This is a genomic window from Pseudomonas sp. BN102 (genome assembly GCF_029871245.1).
In the GTDB taxonomy this organism is placed as follows: Bacteria; Pseudomonadota; Gammaproteobacteria; order Pseudomonadales; family Pseudomonadaceae; genus Metapseudomonas.
Genome location: NZ_SSON01000031.1, coordinates 25,536 through 43,325, shown reverse-complemented (window position 1 = coordinate 43,325; position 17,790 = coordinate 25,536). Strand labels below are relative to the sequence as shown.

Below are 17,790 nucleotides of genomic sequence, written 5' to 3'. Positions count from 1 at the left end.
ACCCGGAACCGCCCCAGCCAACGGAACGGCGCGACACCATGGCCCAGCACAACCGTACGCTCATCTTCCAGGCCTACCTGCACTGCCTGGCATTCGCCCTGATCTCGCTGGGCTGCATCAGCCTGGCCGCCTTCTTTGCCCTGGCCAGCCCGGTCCGCGAGGACCTGGCACTGCTGCCCGACAGCGCCCTGCTCAGCCTCCTCGCCGGCGCCGCACTGCTGAGCGCCACCCGCGGCCTGCACAGCTTCTCGCGGCTCGCCGGCCTGGCCTTGATCGCCCTCGCCGGCTATAGCCTCACGCACAATGTGCTGGCCGGCGGCAGCAACCAGGGCGTTTCGCTGGTCAGTGGCTACTGGCGGGTGCGCAGCGAGTTGGCGATTGTCGCCTGCCTGTTTGGCCTGGCCATGGTCCTGGCGGTGATCCACCAGGGCGGCCGCTGGCTCGGCCAGCTCTGCGGCATCGCCCTGATCGGCCTGGCGCTGGTCTCCCAGCTCGCCGTGCTGGGCGCGGGCTACGGTTTGCCGCGTTTCGCTTTTCGCCCGGAATCGGAGCACATCGCCAATCTTCTGATCGCCCTGATCGGCGCCGCGGTGCTGATGCTCTGCACCCTGCCGGACGACCACAGGCGCCTGCTCGACCGCCGCACCATGGCCACCGGCGTGCTTGGCGCGCTGCTGACCTGCCTCGGCTGGCTCCTCCTCAGCCTGCACGAGGTCGCCAACCTCAACGCCCACAGCCACCAGCTGCTGTTGCGTGCCCAGACCTCCATCGAGCACACCCTGACCGTGCGCCTGCAGCTGATCCAGCGCATGGCCGAGCGCTGGCAGAGCCTCAACGACATGCCGCCGGCTGCGCTCTGGGAGCAGGAAGCCGGCAGCTACCTGCGCGACTTCCCCAACATCAACCTGGTCGCGATACTCGATGCCGGGCTCCAGCCGCTCCAGCAGCAGGGGCGTAACCGGCAGGCCCACGACTGGCTCACGCGCTTTCTCGCCCGGCCCGAGTTGCGCACCTGGCTGGAACAGGTTCGCCAGGGCAAGGGCGCGCAGATGAGCGCGGCGCAGAGTTTCACTTCCGAAGACGACAGCACGCTGGTGGCCTCCCCCCTGAAAGTCCCTGGACAGCCCACCGCGCTGGTGGTGGCCATCCTCGATATCGACGCCACCCTGAAGCGCCAGTTGGGCAGGGATCTCGACGGCTTCGTCCTGGAAGTCTTCGAAGGTCCCAAGCGCGTCTTCGAATCGGGCGCGGGCCACCAGGAACACAGCCTGTTCCAGGTGGGCGAGAAGAGCGCCAATCTCGGCCCCGAAGGGCGCTGGCGCATGCATACCTATCGGGCCCTTCCGCGCAGCGACTCCGGCGCGGTCTACGTGCCACCACTGTTCATGCTGTTCGGCCTGGGCTTCACCCTGCTGCTGATGGTCAGCCAGAGCTTTTCCCGCCTGGCCCTCGAACGCAGCCAGCGCCTGCGCGAGAGCAACCAGGAACTGGAATCGAGCCTGCAGCGCCAGGCCCGGCTGCAACTGCAGAACCAGCGGATCATGGACCACTCCATGGACGTTCTCTGCTCCATCGACGAGGCCGAGCGCTTCACCCAGGTCAGCCCCTCCTGCCATGCCGTACTGGGCTACCGGCCCGAGGAGCTGATCGGCCGCCGCTATACCGATTTCGTCGTGACCGAGGACCGCGAGCGCACCCGCGCCGAGGTCCAGGCACTGATCCGCGGCGAATCCTGGGACGCCGTGCGCAACCGTTGCCAGCGCAAGGACGGCAGCCAGGTCCACCTGCTCTGGTCAGCCAGCTGGTCGGACACCGAACGCACCCTCTTCGCCGTCGCCCACGACATCACCAGCCTGGTCCGCCACGAGGCCTATGCCGAGGACCAGCGCGACATCCTCAGCATGATCTCCACCGACCAGCCCCTGCCGGACATCCTCAAGGCCATCTGCCTGATGAGCGAGACCCTGGAGCCTTCGGCGCTCTGTTCCGTGCTGCTGGTGGACGGCAAGCGCAAGCGTCTACTGCTGGGGGCCGCGCCAAGCCTGCCGGACGCCTACCAGAAGGCCCTCAACGGCCACGCCATCGGCCCCCTGGCGGGCACCTGCGGCACCGCTGTGTTCCGCCGGCAGATGGTGGTGAGCCAGGACATCAGCGAAGACCCGCTCTGGCGCGAGCACCGCGACCTGGCGCTGCGTCACGATCTGCGCGCCTGCTGGGCGATCCCGCTGATCTCGCACCATGGCGACGTGCTCGGCACCTTCGCCGTGCACTTGCGCCAGCCTTGCGCGCCGGACGACGAGGCGCTGCAGCTCATCGGCACCGCCGGGCAACTGGCCGCCATCGCCATCGAGCGCCAGCATGACCGCCTGCGCCTGCAGGAAAGCGAGCAGCGCTACCGCTCGCTCTTCACCTTCAACCCCGACCCGGTGTTTTCCTTCGACCGCGAAGGGCGCTACCTCAGCCTCAACCAGGCCGCCAGCGAACTGATCGACTTCAGCCCGGCCGAGCTCATCGGCCGGCCCTTCACCAACCTGGTGCTGGAGGAAGACATAGAGCGCGTGCGCCGGCACTTCCGCGACGTGCTGGACGGCAAGGCGCAGCGCTATGAGGTGCATTGCCGCACCCGCGCCGGCGACCTGCTGGAACTGGACGTCATCAACCTGCCGATCGTGGTCGAGGGGCGCATCGTCGGGGTGTTCGGCATCGCCAAGGACATAGGCGAGCGCAACCGCATGACCCGTGCCCTGCAAGAGACCCTGGCCCAGTCCGAGCGCAAGGCCCAGCTGCTGCGCGGTCTCAGCGAAACGGCGCTGCACATTGGCGGCATCCTCGATACCCGCGCCCTGCTGGACTTCATGTGCGAGCAACTGCGCCTGCTGGTGGGCGCCCACCAGGCGATGCTGAGCCTGGCCGACGGCCAGGGGCTGGACGCCATTTCCCTTTCCGAGCGGTACCAGGGCTGGTCAGCTCCGCGTCTGTCGGCCGAAGGCCTGGCCCTCTACGCCCGCGCCTGCGCCGACAACCAGCCGATCCTGCTGAGCCGCGCCGAGCTGGAAGCCGCCGGGGACCAGGCCTGCGGCCAGCTGCCGTTACTGGGCTGGCTGGCGGCGCCGCTGATCGACCATGGCGGGCACAACCTCGGCCTGATCCAGCTCTCCGACAAGTTCGAAGGCGATTTCGACCAGGACGACCTGGCCATCGCCCAGCAATTCGCCCAGATGGCCGTGGCCGCCCTGGAGAACATCCGCCTGGTGCAGCAGGTGCTCTCCGGCGAGCAGCGCCTGCAGGAACAACTGGACTTCACCTCGGCCATCACCGACAGCGTCGGCGAAGGCCTGCTGGCGGTGGACCGGCAGGGCCGGCTGAACTTCGTCAACCCGGCGGGCGCCGAACTGCTCGGGCAGAGCGCCGAAACCCTACTCGGCCAGGCGCTGGCCGACCACCTGCCGCTGGATCTCTACGGCGCCCCGGCCGCCGTCATCCGCCACGGCGAAGTCAGCCTGGGCGGCGAGCGCCATATCGCCTACGACTGCGCGCCGCTGCTGCACGCCCAGACCCTCGGCGGCTGGGTCATCGCCTTCCGCGACATCAGCCGCGCCAAGGAATCCGAACGGCAGTTGCGCATCCTCCAGCGCAGCATCGAGTCCAGCTACAACGGCGCGATGATCTGTGACGCCACGGCCCCCGATCTACCGATCATCTACGTCAACCCGGCGTTCGAGCGTATCACCGGCTACACCGCAGGCGAGGCCCTGGGACGCAACTGCCGCTTCCTCCAGGGCAGCGACCGGGAACAGCCGGGCATCGCCGAAATCCGTCATGCGATTTCGGAGAAGCGCGAAGTGCATGTGGTCCTGCGCAACTTCCGCAAGGACGGCACGCCCTTCTGGAACGACCTCTACATCGCCCCGGTCCCCGACGAGAACGGCGAGATCACCCACTTCATCGGCGTGCAGAACGATATCTCCGAGCAGAAGCGCGTGGAGTCCGAACTGGCCTACAACGCCAGCCACGACGTGCTCACCGGGCTGCCCAACCGCTCGCTGCTGGAGGACCGCCTGCGCCAGGGCTGTCAGATCAGCCAGCGCTACCAGCGCAAGCTGGCGGTGATGTTCATCGACCTCGACGGTTTCAAGCCGATCAACGACTCCATGGGCCACGGCATCGGCGACCAGATACTGGTGGAAGTGGCGCGGCGCCTGAGCCAGCAGGTACGCCCCGGCGATACGGTGGCGCGCCTGGGGGGCGACGAGTTCATCCTGATCCTGCCTGACCTCGCCCGTGAGGAGGACGTGCTGCAGGTGGCCGAGCGGGTCATCGACTGCATCGCCCGGCCCTACCCCATCTCCGGCAGCGAACTGCACATCACCGCCAGCCTGGGCATCGCCCTGAGCGAAAAGGGCATGCAGCAGCCCATGCAACTGATCCAGCAGGCCGACCTGGCCATGTACAAGGCCAAGCAGCACGGGCGCAACTGCTACCAGTGGTACACCACAGACCTGGAGCAGAAGGTCAGCGAGCGGGTGACCCTACGCAACGAGTTGCAGAAGGCCATAGAGAGCAATGCCTTCATGCTCTACTACCAGCCGCAGATCGACGGCCGCAACGGCCGGGTCACCGGTTACGAGGCCCTGCTGCGCTGGCATCACCCGTTGCTCGGCTTCATCTCCCCGTCGCAGTTCGTGCCGGTGGCCGAGGACACCGGGCAGATCATCCCCTTGAGCGAATGGGTACTGGCCACCGCCTGCCGCGACTGCCGGGAACTGCTCGACTGCGGCATGACCAGCACCGTGGTGGCGGTGAACATTTCGGCGGTGCATTTCCAGCGCAACATTTTCGTCGACAGCGTGCGCCGCATCCTCGAAGAGACCCGGTTGCCGGCCGAACTGCTGGAGCTGGAAATCACCGAGACCGTGCTGCTGGACAATGCCGAGCGCGCCATCGCCACCCTGCAGGCGCTCAAGACCCTGGGCGTGCGCCTGTCCATCGACGATTTCGGCACCGGCTTCTCCAGCCTCAACTACCTGAAGCGCCTGCCCATCGACAAGGTGAAAATCGACCGCGCCTTCGTCCAGGAAATCATCAGCGACCGCCATGACGCGGCGATCACCCAGGGCATCATCTCCATGGCCCACCACCTGCGCCTGCGGGTGATCGCCGAAGGGGTGGAGAGCGAATCCCAGTTCGCCTTCCTGAAGAAGAGCCACTGCGACGAATTCCAGGGCTACTATTTCGCCCGCCCCATGCCCTTCGACCAGCTGGAGCAATTCCTCCACGAGCACCACAAGAGCCCGGCCGCCTACCTGGAGACCCGCGCCGGCCCCAGCAGCGCGCAGACCCTGCTCCTGCTGGACGACGAGGAAAACATCCTCCGCGCACTGACCCGCGTGCTGCGCCGCGACGGCTACCAGATCTTCACCGCCACCCGCGCCCAGGACGCCTTCGCCCACCTGGCCAAGCACGACATCCAGGTCATCCTCTCAGACCAGCGCATGCCGGAGATGAACGGCACCGAGTTCCTCAGCCGGGTCAAGGACCTCTACCCCAACACCATCCGCATCGTACTCTCGGGCTACACCGACCTGAAATCGGTCACCGACGCCATCAACCAGGGCGCCATCTACAAGTTCCTCACCAAGCCCTGGGACGATGACCAGCTCCGCGCCGTGATCACCCAGGCCTTCCTCCACCACAGCATGGCCAAGGCCAAGGAGGAGAACGCGGTGGTGGAACAGGGCGCTGAATGAGGAAGCTCAGCGCCCCTACACCCCCAGCGCCTGCAACACACTGGCCCCGGTAAAGAGGAACAGTACCTGCTCCTCCGCCTCCGCACGTATGGCCTCGCGGCGCTCCGGCTGGCCGATGTAGTCCAGGGACATCTGGAACAGGTTGCGGCTGACCAGGCTGGATACCCGCCGTACCACGTCTGGCTCGACCTGCGCCGGCAGCAGCTGGAACTCGCTGATGTCCTCGGCCATGTCGGCGGTGAAATCGTCCATCACCTTGCGCAGTGCCGCACGCAGCACTGGCGAGGAGCCATGAAGTTCGCGCACGCCGATGATGAAGGCTTCGCTGTTGCCGTCGACGAAATCGAAGAACAGCTGCACCGTCTCGCGGCACACCCGCCGGCCGCGGCCGAGGTCGATGCCCAGCAGCTTCGGCATCTCCGCCTGGGAACCCCGCACCGCGCGGGCCGCCGCCTCGCGGCGCAGCTCGCGCAGGGGCTGGCGCAGCTGGGTGGAAATGTTGCGGATGATCGCCAGGCCGAGGTCGTCCACATCCTTGAAGTGGCGATAGAAGGTGTTGGGGTTCAGCCCCGCCTCCCGCGCCAGCTCGCGCAGGCCCAGGCCGCCCAGGCTGCGACTCTGCGAGCCCAGCCGCAGCGCCGCCTCCATGAGCAGGCGCTTGCCCGGAGCATCGGGACTTCTGTCGCGGGGCGGCTGTTCGTCGGCGCTGGCGGAAATCATGGTTGGCCCTACCTAAGGTTGGTTGTGACGGCGCTGGATTGCCGGCGAGTATACATCTGTCTACCTTGGTATACAGCTGTATACGTCGCAACTAACAAGAACAGGAGTTCGGCCCATGAATGCGCCAGCGTCAGCCTCACCCCGCCCCCCTGCCCGTCATTGCAAGATCGCCATCATAGGCTCCGGCTTCTCCGGCCTGGGCATGGCGATCCGCCTGAAGCAGAAGGGCGAGAACGATTTCCTCATGTTCGAAAAGGAGCCCGGCATCGGCGGCACCTGGCGGGTGAACAACTACCCCGGCTGCGGCTGCGACGTGCAATCGCACCTCTATTCCTTCTCCTTCGAGCCCAACCCGAACTGGACGCGCATGTTCGCCAAGCAGGGCGAGATAAAGAGCTACCTGGAAGGCTGCTGGGCAAAGTACCGGCTGCAGGACAAGACCTTGCTCGACACCGAGATCACTCGCCTGGCCTGGAACGACCAGGACGAGCTGTGGCAGATCGAAGACGCCGCCGGCAATCACTACAGCGCCCAGTTCGTGGTCTCCGGCATGGGCGCCCTGTCCACCCCGTCGATCCCGGCGCTGAATGGCCTGGAGAACTTCCAGGGCACGAGCTTCCACTCCCAGCAGTGGAATCATGACTACGACCTGGCCGGCAAGCGCGTGGCGGTGATCGGCACCGGCGCCTCCAGCATCCAGTTCGTCCCGCAGATCCAGCGCCAGGTCGGCCAACTCGACCTCTACCAGCGCACCGCGCCCTGGATAATGCCCAAGCCCGACCGCGCCATCAGCGACGGCGAGCGGTCCCGCTTCGAGCGCTTCCCGATCCTGCAGAAACTCTGGCGCGGCGCCATCTACGCCGTTCTCGAAAGCCGCGTCATCGGCTTCGCCCTGACACCGCGGGTGATGAAGCTGGCCCAGTGGGTCGCCACGGGCTACATCAAGCGCAAGATCAAGGATCCGGTGCTGCGCGCCAAGGTCACCCCCGACTACACGATGGGCTGCAAGCGGGTGCTGATTTCCAACGATTACTACCCGGCCCTGACCCAGCCGAATGTCGACGTGATCACCGACGGCATCCGGGAAATCCGCGCCGGCAGCATCGTCACCGCCGACGGCCAGGAACGCGACGTCGACGCCATCATCTTCGGCACCGGCTTCACCCCCAGCGACCCGCTGCCCCGTGGCGTGGTCTTCGGCCGCGGTCGTGTCGACCTGCTGGACACCTGGCCGCAAGGCCCCGAGGCCTACAAGGGCACCATGACCGCTGGCTTCCCCAACCTGTTCTTCCTCATGGGGCCGAACACGGGCCTGGGCCACAACTCCATGGTCTACATGATCGAATCGCAGATCCATTACGTGCTCGGCGCCCTCGACCTGCTCGGTGAACGCCGCCTGCGCAGCCTGGAGGTCAAGCGCGACGTGCAGGACAGGTTCAACGGCAAGCTCCAGGGCAGCCTGGGCAATACCGTGTGGAACGCCGGCGGCTGCAAGAGCTGGTACCTGCACCCGGTGAGCGGCCGCAACTGCACCGTCTGGCCCGGCTTCACCTGGCGCTTCCGCCTGCTGACCCGCAACTTCGATCCGGCGGCCTACCACTTCAGCCGCAGCGTGCCGTCCCATGCCGCCCAGGGCGCCCTGCAACTTACCGCTCAGGAGGTGCCGGCATGAAGTCTTTCGAGAACAAAGTTGCCGCCGTCACCGGCGCGGGCTCCGGCATCGGCCGCGCGCTGGCCTGCGCCCTCGCCCGCCAGGGCTGCCAGGTGGCCCTGGCCGACGTGAATGCCGAAGGCCTGGCGGAAACCGCCGCCCTGGTACGCAAGCTCGGCGTGCAGGTTACCGAGACCCTGGTCAACGTCGCCGACCGCGAGGCCGTGCACGCCTGGGCCGAACAGGTGGTGCTGGACCACGGCCGGGTCAACCTGATCTTCAACAACGCCGGCGTCGCTCATGCCGGCACGGTGGACGGCAGCGACTACTCGGAATACGAGTGGATCATGAGCATCAACTTCTGGGGCGTGGTGTACGGCACCAAGGCCTTCCTTCCGCACCTGAAGGCCAGCGGCGAGGGCCATGTGGTCAACGTCTCCAGCGTCTTCGGTCTGTTTGCCCAGCCGGGCATGAGCGCCTACAACGCCACCAAGTTCGCCGTGCGCGGCTTCACCGAGTCGCTGCGCCAGGAACTGGACATGGAGGACTGCGGGGTCTCCGCCAGTTGCGTACACCCTGGCGGCATCAAGACCAACATCGCCAAGACCGCGCGGATGAACGACAGCCTGGCCAGCGTCACCGGCCAGGACGCCAGCCGCGCCCGCCAGCAGTTCAACGACCAGCTGCTACGCACCACCCCGGACAAGGCCGCCGAGGTGATCCTGCGCGGCGTGCTGCGGGACAATCGGCGCATCCTCATCGGCGCCGACGCCTGGGCCCTGGACGGCATGCAGCGCCTGCTGCCGACCCTCTACCAGCGCCTGGTCACCGGCTCCATGCGCCTGGCGGCCCGCTTCGCGCCCAGGCCGAAGGCGGTGGAGGCATCCAATGCTGCGGAGTGAGACGCGGGCTGCTGCGCAGCCCTTCGCGATCGAAATCGCCCCCACAGGCAGAACGCGAACCGGGCCGCAACGACGCTCACCCTTGTGCCAACAAAAAAATCGGCGCGCGGGCAGCAATCCCGGGCGCCGTAAAACTGCCTTGCAGCTGTGGTGAGCGGGCTGCCGGCCCTGGTAGCCGGCAGCCCGTAGCGAGGCTTAAAGCAGCCCCAGCTCCTGTGCGGTGCGATCCACCGCGGTCTTGGTCTTGGCCACCAGCTCGTCGAGCTCGGCGCGGGTGGCCACCAGGGCCGGCGCCATGATCATGCGGCCGAGGGTGGAACGGATGATCAGGCCCTCCTCGAAGCCAATGGTGCGGCAGCGCCAGGCGATGTCGTTCTCATTGGCGAAGCGCTTTCGGGTGGCCTTGTCTTCGGCGAACTGCAGCGCGGCGACCAGGCCGGTGCCCTGGATATCGCCCACCAGCGGATGGTTGCCGAACACCTCGCGCAGGCACTGCTGCAGGTAGGGGCCGGTGTCGTTCTTCACCTGGCTGACCACGCCTTCGTCGCGCAGCGCCTTGAGGTTGGCGATGGCCACCGCCGCCGCCACCGGGTGGCCGGAGTAGGTCAGGCCGTGGGCGAACACGCCACCCTGCTCCACCAGCACCTCGGCCATGCGCTTGCTCAGCACCAGCCCGCCCATGGGGATGTAGCCGGAGGTCAGGCCCTTGGCGATGGACAGGGTGTCCGGCTCGAAGCCGAAGTACTGGTGGGCGAACCACTCGCCGGTGCGGCCGAAGCCGCCGATGACTTCGTCGGCGCACAGCAGCACGTCGTACTTGCGGCAGATGCGCTGGATTTCGGGCCAGTAGGTCTCCGGCGGGAAGATCATGCCGCCGGCGCCCTGGAAGGGTTCGGCGACGAAGGCGGCGACGTTGTCCGCGCCCAGTTCGAGAATCCGCTCCTCCAACTGGCGGGCTGCGCGCAGGCCGAACTCCTCGGGTGTCAGGTCGCCGCCGTTGGCGAAGTAATAGGGTTCGTCGATGTGGGCGATATCCGGCAGCATGCCGCCCATCTCATGCATGAACTTCATGCCGCCCAGCGCCGTGGCGCCGAGGGTGGAGCCGTGGTAGCCGTTCCAGCGGCCGATCATGATCTTCTTCTGCGGCTTGCCGAGGATCTGCCAATAGCGGCGCACGGTGCGGATCAGCACCTCGTTGGCCTCGGAGCCGGAGTTGGTGTAGATGGCGTGGCTGTAGTGGCCCGGCAGCAGGCTGAAGAGCAGTTCGGACAGTTCCACCACCGCCGGGTGGGTGGTGTGGAAGAACATGTTGTAGTACGGCAACTGCTCCAGCTGCTGGGTGGCGGCGGCGGTGAGGTCCTTGCGGCCGTAGCCGAGGTTGGTGCACCAGAGGCCGGACATGCCGTCGAGGTAGCGCTTGCCGTCGTTGTCCCAGAGGTGGAGGCGCTCGCCGCCGACGATCACCCGAGGCCCTTCGGCGTTCAGCGCCTTCTGGTCGAGGAAGGCGTGGATGTGGTGGGCCGCATCCGCGGCCTGGTAGTCACGGGTTTCGCGTTGGGCCTTGAATTGAGCGTTCATCGATGGGGTCTCCTCGTCCCGTTTTCTGTTGCACCGATGCTGGCCGAAGCCGCCGGGCAGAGAAAATACTAAATATGTCTTCGAGCTATACGAAAAAGCTGCCCTGCCCGCCGCGCGTCCCGGCGCACGGTGCGCGGCGGGCAGGGCCCGGCAAGAGGCCGGGTGAGATCGGGGCGTGGCGCACCCCGGACGAATCGATCAGCGGTCAGCCGGCTCGCCGGCGACGCGCTCCAGGGGTTCGGGGCGGAACAGGTCCTTGCGCATCACGAGCTTGATCCAGACCACCGCGATCAGCGACACCAGCCCCAGCACCACGCCGGCGATGCCGAAGATCTTGCCGGTCATGTCCGGGCTCGGAGAGGCGTACCAGATGGCGTAGAACATGCCGGCGATGCCGAAGAGCTGCGGCAGCGGATAGAACGGTGTCTTGAACGGTCGGGCAATGGCCGGGTAGCGGCGGCGCAGGGCGATCACATCCAGGTGGACGATGATGTAGGCCAGCAGCCAGGCCAGGGCGGCGGCCAGCAGCAACAGGCTGATGGACGCGGAGTCCTGCCCGAGCACCAGGATCGGCAGGCCGGTGATGGCCGCCACGAACAGCACCGACACCCAGGGCGTACGGGCGCGCGGGCTGAGGCGCTTGAACACCGGGAAGGCCTGGCCGTTCTGCGCCATGCCATAGAGCATGCGCGGGATGGCCGCCAGCGAGGAGTTCAGGGTGCTGAAGGTGGCGGTGACGGAGGCGATCACCAGGAACAGCTCGCCGGCCTTGCCGAACACGGTGGTGGCGAACAGGTAGTGCGGCAGCGCGTCGGTGGTCAGGGCTTCGCGCGGCACCATGAACAGCGCGCCCAGGCAGTAGAGGCCGATGGTGATGAAGATCACCGTGAGGCCGATGATCATCGAGCGCGGGATGTTGCGCTCCGGCCGCTTGGTTTCCTCCACCAGCGGGCAGACGAACTCGGCGCCGACGAAGCCCCATACGGCCAGCGCGGTGAGGGTCAGCACCCCGGCGCCCATCGGGTTCCAGTCGCCGCGCAGCACGGTGCTGGCGGTTTCCGTCGGCGCGCCCTCGAAAATGGCAGCCAGGCCGATCAGCAGCAGCACAAACACCATCACCACCGCCAGCGCGGTCTGCAGCTTGGCGAAGATGTCGATGCCCATCAGGTTGAGCACGGTGAACAGGCCGAGCACGCCGAAGGCGATGCTGAAGGGCGGGAACACGCCCGGGTACACCTTGCCGACGATCAGATCGAGCAGCAGCAGCTCGGCTGACAGGGCGAACATCGCCACCACCACGTAGCCGGAGAAGGTCGCCAGGATGGCCGGGAAGTGGCCCAGGGCGACTTCCGTGTAGCTGGAGAGGCCGCCAGCGCGGGGAATCATCAGCGACAGTTCGGAGAAGGAGAACGCGTAACTCAGGGCCAGCAGGTAGGCCAGCCCCAGCGGCACAATGAAACCCAGGCCGGAGAAACCGGCGCCCTGCAGCATCAGCACCATCACCCCCTGGGACACCACCAGGCCGATCGCCACCGACAGCAGCGCCCCCAGACCCAGCACCCGGCGGAAACCGCCCTCTTCCACCTGCCCCTGGGCAGGAATGGACACACTTGCACTCATGACACTCTCCCGATCTTGTACTTGTTATGCGCCCGTCCGGCCGTGGTTGCCGGTGGGCTTGGTAGTGCGAGGCACGACAGGGGCCGGCCTCGCCAGTCACGCCCCACTCGGTCGCCGTATGCGCCGGCGCCTGCGGGGCGCAAATTTCAGCGCGCAGCCCAGGCGTTGAAGCGCTCCTCCAGCTCCTCGCCGTGGTTGACCCAGAACTCGGCGCTGACCAGTTGCGCCTCGGCCAGGTTGGCCGGCGCGGTGGGCAGTTGCGCCTGGGTGGCGGCGGGCAAGGCGCTCAGGGCGTCTTTGTGCACCGGGCCGTAGGGGATCTGGCTGGAGAAGTTCTTCTGCGTCTCGGCCTGGCTGGCGAAAGCGATGAAGCGCTCGGCCAGGGCCTTGTTCGGGCTGCCGCGGACGATGGCCCAGTGGTCCGGGTCGTACAGGTTGCCGTTCCAGACGATGGCGAGCTTGGAGCCCTCCTTCTGTGCGGCGGCGATGCGGCCGTTGTAGGCGGCGGACATCACCACGTCGCCGGCCACCAGCCACTGCGGCGGCTGGGCGCCTGCTTCCCACCACTGGATATGCGGCTTGATCTCGTCCAGTTTGCGGAAGGCGCGGGTCACGCCGTCCGGGGTTTCCAGCACCTTGTAGAGGTCTTCACGCTTGACCCCGTCGGCCAGCAGCGCGGCTTCCAGGGTGTACTTGGCGCCCTTGCGCAGGCCGCGCTTGCCGGGGAAGCGCGAGACGTCCCAGAAGTCCGCCCAGGAGCTGGGCGCACTGGCCAGCTTGTCGGCGTTGTAGGCCAGCACCATGGACCAGACGTAGCTGGCCACGCCGCACTCGCTGACGGTGCCAGGCATGTAGCTGGCGGACTCGCCGAGAAGGGCCGGGTCCATCCGTTCGAACAAGCCCTCCTCGCAGCCGCGCAGGAGTTCGGGGCTTTCCACCTCCACAACGTCCCAGGTCACCTGGCCGATATCGACCATGGCTTTGACCTTGGACAGCTCGCCGTTGTACTCGCCGGCCACGACCTTGCCGGCGCCACTCTGTTCGAAGGGTTTGAAATAGGCCGCATCCTGCGCGGCCTTGGTGGCGCCGCCGAAGGAAATAACCGTGAGGCTATCGGACTGGGCCAGGGCCGGAGCGCTGGCGCCAGCCAGCAGGGCAAGACCGAGGGTGACACGGACGTACGGGTGCAAGGACTTGAACATGGAGACTCCCTCACTACTTTTTCGGTTGTGGTCAGTTGCTGAGGCAGTTGTGGCCAGGAAGCCGTGAACCCGCGCGTGGCACCACGCGACAGGAAGGTGTTTCTCGTTATGGGCGGCCGCGCGCTGCAGGGGCATGCGGCCGGGTCGTCATGGCGACCGAGGAACTCAGCGCAGCTGGAACCAGGTGGTCTTCAACTGGCTGTACTTCTCGAAGGAATGCAGCGAGAGGTCGCGGCCGAAGCCGGACTGCTTGCCGCCGCCGAAGGGCACGGCGACGTCCAGGGCGTCCACCGTGTTCACTGAAACCGTCCCCGCCTTGAGCGCGCGGGCGACGCGGTGGGCGCGGTTGAGGTCATCGCTCCACACCGAGGCGGCCAGGCCGTAGACGCTGTCGTTGGCCAGGCGGATGGCCTCTTCTTCCGTGTCGAAGGCGCTGATGGCCAGTACCGGGCCGAACACTTCCTCCCGCGCCAGCTGCATGTCGCTGCCGACATCGGTGAACAGGGTGGGCTCGATGAAGTTGCTGGAGCCGTTGAAGCTCAGGCGGCGACCACCGCCCAGCAGGCGGGCGCCCTCCCCTTGCGCCTGCTCGATGAAGGCCATGATCCGCGCGGTCTGCCCGGCATCGACTATGGCGCCGGCACGGCTGGCCGGGTCGAGCGGGTCGCCGGGCATCCAGTCGCGGGCCTTGGCCACCAGGCGCTCGATGAACTCGTCCTGGATCGAACGCTGCACATAGAGGCGCGAGTTGGCCGAGCAGACTTCGCCCTGGTTGAAGAAGATGCCGAAGGCAGCCTTCTCGGCGGCCAGATCCAGGTCCTGGCAGTCCGCGAACACCAGGTTCGGGCTCTTGCCGCCGCACTCCAGCCAGACCTGCTTGAGGTTGGACTGGGCCGAGTACTGCATGAAGTACTTGCCCACCTGGGTGGAGCCGGTGAACACCAGGCAATCCACGTCCGGGTGCAGGCCCAGGGCCTTGCCGGCGCTTTCGCCCAGGCCCGGCACCACGTTCAGCACGCCTTCCGGCAGGCCGGCCTCCAAGGCCAGCTCGGCCAGGCGCAGGGCGGAGAACGGCGATTGCTCGGCGGGCTTGAGCACCACGCTGTTGCCGGCGGCGAGCGCAGGCGCCAGCTTCCAGGCGGCCATATCGAGGGGGAAGTTCCAGGGCACCACAGCGGCGATCACGCCCAGGGCCTCGCGGGTGATGGTGGCCAGGGCATTCGGCGCGGTCGGCGCCACCTGGTCATAGAGCTTGTCCAGCGCCTCGCCGTACCAGGCGAACACATGGGCGGCGCCGGGCGCGTCGATGTTGTACGCATCCATCACCGGCTTGCCCATGTTCAGCGAGTCCAGCAGGGCCAGTTCTTCGCGGTGGGCCAGCATCAGCTCGGCGAGGCGCAGCAGCACCTTCTTGCGCTCCACCGGCGCCATGCGCGCCCAGGGGCCTTCGTTGAAGGCGCGGCGCGCAGTGCGCACGGCCAGGTCCACCTCAGCCTCGCCGCAGGCGGCGACACGGGCCAGCAGCTGGTTGGTGGCCGGGTTGATGGAATCGAAGGTTTCGCCGGAGGCGGCGGCGACCTGGCGGCCACCGATCAGTGCCTTGTCGTTGAATGCTTGCCGGGCAGCCTTCTGCTGCCAATAGCCGAGATCGAACACGCTGCACTCCCAGTCGACCGTCTGCGCGGTCATGTTGTTTTTCGGGTCGAGGCAGATGGTGCGCCAGAGTCCGGCAGAGGAAAATTATTAAAAATATGCTCGAGTCATATGAAAAAACTCGGCAGCTCGCCGGGCCCGGCACGCCCTCCCTGGGGTAAGGTGCGACCCACGACGACGAGAAGAACCAGCCGCCCGCGCAAGCGCCCGCGGCCGAAAAACAGAGGTGCCCGTGGCTACCTATACCTTGCGACAACTCAAGTACTTCGTGACGACGGTAGAGGCCGGCAGCGTGGCCGAAGCCTCGCGCAAGCTGTACATCGCCCAACCGTCCATCTCTACCGCCATCAAGGGCCTGGAGGAAAGCTTCGGCGTGCAGCTGTTCATCCGCCACCACGCCCAGGGCGTGTCCCTGACGCCCAGCGGCACGCGCTTCTACCAGAAGGCCCAGGAACTGCTGCGGGTGGCCCGCGAGTTCGAACAGAACGCCCTGGCCGACAACGACATAGTCGCCGGGCAGATCGACATCGGCTGCTTCGAAACCGTCGCCCCGCTCTACCTGCCGCAACTGATCGCGGGCTTTCGCGAGCAGTATCCGGGGGTGGACATCCGCATCCGCGACGGCGAACAGCAGGAACTGGTGCAGGGCCTCACCGCCGGCACCTTCGACCTGGCCTTCCTCTACGACCACGACCTGGACAGCACGATAGCGACCGAGCCGCTGATGCCGCCGCAGAAGCCTTACGCACTGCTGCCGGAAAACCACCGCTTCGCCAGCCAGACCCAGGTTTCGCTGCGCGACCTCTGCCTGGAGCCGATGATCCTGCTCGATGTGCAGCCGAGCCGCACCTACTTCGTCAGCCTGTTCCACGAACTCGGCCTGACGCCCAACATTGTCTTCAGCTCGCCGTCGATCGAGATGGTGCGCGGCATGGTCGGCCAGGGCTTCGGCTTCTCCCTGCTCGTCACCCGCCCCCATTCCGAGTGCACCTACGACGGCAAGAAAGTGGTGACCCTGGACATCACCGAGCCCGTGGCCACTTCAGGGCTGGTGGCGGCGCGCCTGAAGCGCGGCCAGTTGACCAAGCCGGCGCAGCTGTTCGTGGATTTCTGCCGGGAGCGGTTGAAAGCAGGGGCCAGGGAGTGATCGCCGCGAAGCTGCGCGTCCTGGGGTATGGGTAGCAAGACACGCTTGAACGCCCCCGGTTTTTGCCTGGGGCAACGACAGCCGCAGATCCCCATCGAGCCGTCGCTGCCGCCGCCCGCCTTACCGTCCGTCAATTGCAGCCAGTGCCCGACTCCTGCAATTTGCGCTTGGCCAAGGCCAGGTTGTTGAGTGCCTTTGGATTCTGCGGGTCCAGGGCAACAGCCTTCTCGAACTTCGTCTGGGCGTCACAGAATTGCCGTTGTTTCAGGAGGAAATGGCCGTAGGAGTTGTAGACGGTGCCATCCCTCAGGGGCTGCGTCGGCTCCAGGGCTACCGCTTTATCGTATGCGCTGCGGGCATCGGCACTGTTTCCGGCTGCGGAGTAGGCCAATGCGATGTTGTACCAACCCAGATAGAAGCCTGGCTTCTTCTCGAGCACGCCCTTGAGCATGGCAATGGCCTTCTCGTTGTTGCCCTCGGCCCTCCGCAACTGGCGCGCTTCGGCGAACTCCCGATACTCCTCCGGGCTCAGCATGCTGCTCGTCTTGTCCAGCAGCGCCTCGTATTGCACAAGCTGCCTGGACGAATAGTCATCGCGCTTGCGCTGGGAGTCGGCAATGGCCTGTATCGCGCCCTGCGGCGCGCTGATTCCGCGCTGGGTGGCAAACAGCCTGGTACCTGCCTCGGCAAGCGACTTGTTCACGCGAAGCAGGCTGTAATACCTGTAGATTCCGCTCTGCTCATCTAGGATCACATGGCTGTCGACGACTTCAGCGGAAGCCGAGAGGTCCGTGGCAAGCCGGACCGAATCGAGCTGATCGTTGCTGGAGTTCAGGGCCCCGGCGAGGAACCGGCTGGCGCTGTGGATGGCATTTTTCTTCGCGTTGTCCTGGGCGTCCCGCAAGTCGGGACCATCGGCGACCCCAACGAAATAAAGGTTGCGACTGTCCTCGGGAATCGACCCGACCCAGGTCGGCACGTCGTCTGCTGCGTAGGCCAGGCCGATCACCCCCAGTCCGCGACGATCGACAACCTGTGCCAGGTCGGGATCCTGGATCTTCTTGAACTTCGCATAAAGGGCATAGAACTCATTCAAGGGAACCTGCTTGTCTTCCGCCTTGAACATTCCATAGTCCTTCACCTTCCGCTTCATGTTCAGAACGATGTACTCCACGCTCTCTATCGACTTGCTCAACGAGCGGTGATTGTCCAGACCAGCCAGGCTGACGATTCCGGTCGTGATGCTGATCAGAACCCCGCAAACAACGGTTATCACTTTCACCGACTGAAAGTTGAAGTTCTGAATCGCAGCGGATATGGCGCCAAGGACCAGGATAAAGACGGCCAGCCCGATCTCGATGCGCCACAACCGCCGCCACTCGCTGAGTTGGTCCTCGCACTCCTTGAGAATGTCGTTGAAGTACGCCTGGGTAATGCTGTCATCCAAGCCGTCAGCGAAGGCCAGGCGGCTCACAGATATGCAAACGAGCACCAGCAGGGCTGTTTGCCTCAGGGTCATCGCTTTCATTCTCGTGACTCCTTTCCTCTCGATCGAGGACTGACCAAACCT

General features: G+C 66.2%; 10 protein-coding genes. 4 read left to right on the top strand and 6 right to left on the bottom strand.

Annotated elements, in window-relative coordinates:
- The first annotated feature begins 38 nt into the window (after positions 1 to 38).
- The gene (locus E8F12_RS05120) at positions 39 to 5,747 is read left to right on the top strand and encodes an EAL domain-containing protein (RefSeq protein ID WP_280324209.1); all 5,709 of its coding nucleotides are present in this window, start codon (positions 39 to 41) and stop codon (positions 5,745 to 5,747) included.
- Between the two features lie 15 nt (positions 5,748 to 5,762).
- Here the strand turns inward: E8F12_RS05120 and E8F12_RS05115 are convergent, their stop codons facing one another.
- Positions 5,763 to 6,467 carry a TetR family transcriptional regulator gene (locus E8F12_RS05115; RefSeq protein ID WP_280324208.1) on the bottom strand — a complete coding sequence of 235 codons (705 nt, stop codon included), beginning with the start codon at positions 6,465 to 6,467 and terminating at the stop codon, positions 5,763 to 5,765.
- Between the two features lie 115 nt (positions 6,468 to 6,582).
- On the opposite strand from E8F12_RS05115, the gene E8F12_RS05110 reads away from it, so the two are divergent.
- Both E8F12_RS05110 and E8F12_RS05105 read left to right on the top strand, forming a co-directional pair.
- Positions 6,583 to 8,139 carry an NAD(P)/FAD-dependent oxidoreductase gene (locus E8F12_RS05110; protein ID WP_280324207.1) on the top strand — a complete coding sequence of 519 codons (1,557 nt, stop codon included), beginning with the start codon at positions 6,583 to 6,585 and terminating at the stop codon, positions 8,137 to 8,139.
- On the top strand, positions 8,136 to 9,020 hold the full coding sequence (locus E8F12_RS05105; RefSeq protein WP_280324206.1) for an SDR family NAD(P)-dependent oxidoreductase: 885 nt from the start codon (positions 8,136 to 8,138) through the stop codon (positions 9,018 to 9,020). Before E8F12_RS05110 ends, E8F12_RS05105 begins: the two co-directional genes overlap by 4 nt.
- A 195-nt stretch (positions 9,021 to 9,215) precedes the next feature.
- Here E8F12_RS05105 and E8F12_RS05100 read toward each other — a convergent pair whose 3' ends face one another.
- The 4 genes from E8F12_RS05100 to E8F12_RS05085 all read right to left on the bottom strand — a co-directional run bounded on the left by E8F12_RS05100 (position 9,216) and on the right by E8F12_RS05085 (position 15,076).
- Complete coding sequence (locus tag E8F12_RS05100; RefSeq protein ID WP_280324205.1) at positions 9,216 to 10,598, bottom strand: aspartate aminotransferase family protein; 1,383 nt, start codon at positions 10,596 to 10,598, stop codon at positions 9,216 to 9,218.
- Between the two features lie 198 nt (positions 10,599 to 10,796).
- Positions 10,797 to 12,218, bottom strand: a complete 1,422-nt coding sequence (locus E8F12_RS05095; protein WP_280324204.1) for an APC family permease — start codon at positions 12,216 to 12,218, stop codon at positions 10,797 to 10,799.
- 146 nt (positions 12,219 to 12,364) lie between these two features.
- Complete coding sequence (locus tag E8F12_RS05090; protein WP_280324203.1) at positions 12,365 to 13,420, bottom strand: ABC transporter substrate-binding protein; 1,056 nt, start codon at positions 13,418 to 13,420, stop codon at positions 12,365 to 12,367.
- Positions 13,421 to 13,585: 165 nt separating this feature from the next.
- A complete protein-coding gene (locus E8F12_RS05085) occupies positions 13,586 to 15,076 on the bottom strand; it encodes an aldehyde dehydrogenase (RefSeq protein ID WP_280324224.1) in 1,491 nt (496 codons plus the stop codon).
- Between the two features lie 229 nt (positions 15,077 to 15,305).
- Here E8F12_RS05085 and E8F12_RS05080 point away from each other — a divergent pair, with 229 nt between their 5' ends.
- Positions 15,306 to 16,220, top strand: coding sequence for a LysR substrate-binding domain-containing protein (locus tag E8F12_RS05080; protein WP_280324202.1), 915 nt, complete (start codon positions 15,306 to 15,308; stop codon positions 16,218 to 16,220).
- A 130-nt stretch (positions 16,221 to 16,350) separates the two neighbouring features.
- Here the strand turns inward: E8F12_RS05080 and E8F12_RS05075 are convergent, their stop codons facing one another.
- Positions 16,351 to 17,748: a tetratricopeptide repeat protein gene (locus E8F12_RS05075; RefSeq protein WP_280324201.1), complete on the bottom strand. Its 1,398-nt coding sequence runs from the start codon at positions 17,746 to 17,748 to the stop codon at positions 16,351 to 16,353.
- Positions 17,749 to 17,790 lie beyond the last annotated feature (42 nt).

Coding starts and splice junctions, on each gene's coding strand:
- E8F12_RS05120 (WP_280324209.1), top strand. CDS start 39: ATGGCCCAGCACAACCGTACGCTCATCTTCCAGGCCTACCTGCACTGC.
- E8F12_RS05115 (WP_280324208.1), bottom strand. CDS start 6,467: ATGATTTCCGCCAGCGCCGACGAACAGCCGCCCCGCGACAGAAGTCCC.
- E8F12_RS05110 (WP_280324207.1), top strand. CDS start 6,583: ATGAATGCGCCAGCGTCAGCCTCACCCCGCCCCCCTGCCCGTCATTGC.
- E8F12_RS05105 (WP_280324206.1), top strand. CDS start 8,136: ATGAAGTCTTTCGAGAACAAAGTTGCCGCCGTCACCGGCGCGGGCTCC.
- E8F12_RS05100 (WP_280324205.1), bottom strand. CDS start 10,598: ATGAACGCTCAATTCAAGGCCCAACGCGAAACCCGTGACTACCAGGCC.
- E8F12_RS05095 (WP_280324204.1), bottom strand. CDS start 12,218: ATGAGTGCAAGTGTGTCCATTCCTGCCCAGGGGCAGGTGGAAGAGGGC.
- E8F12_RS05090 (WP_280324203.1), bottom strand. CDS start 13,420: ATGTTCAAGTCCTTGCACCCGTACGTCCGTGTCACCCTCGGTCTTGCC.
- E8F12_RS05075 (WP_280324201.1), bottom strand. CDS start 17,748: ATGAAAGCGATGACCCTGAGGCAAACAGCCCTGCTGGTGCTCGTTTGC.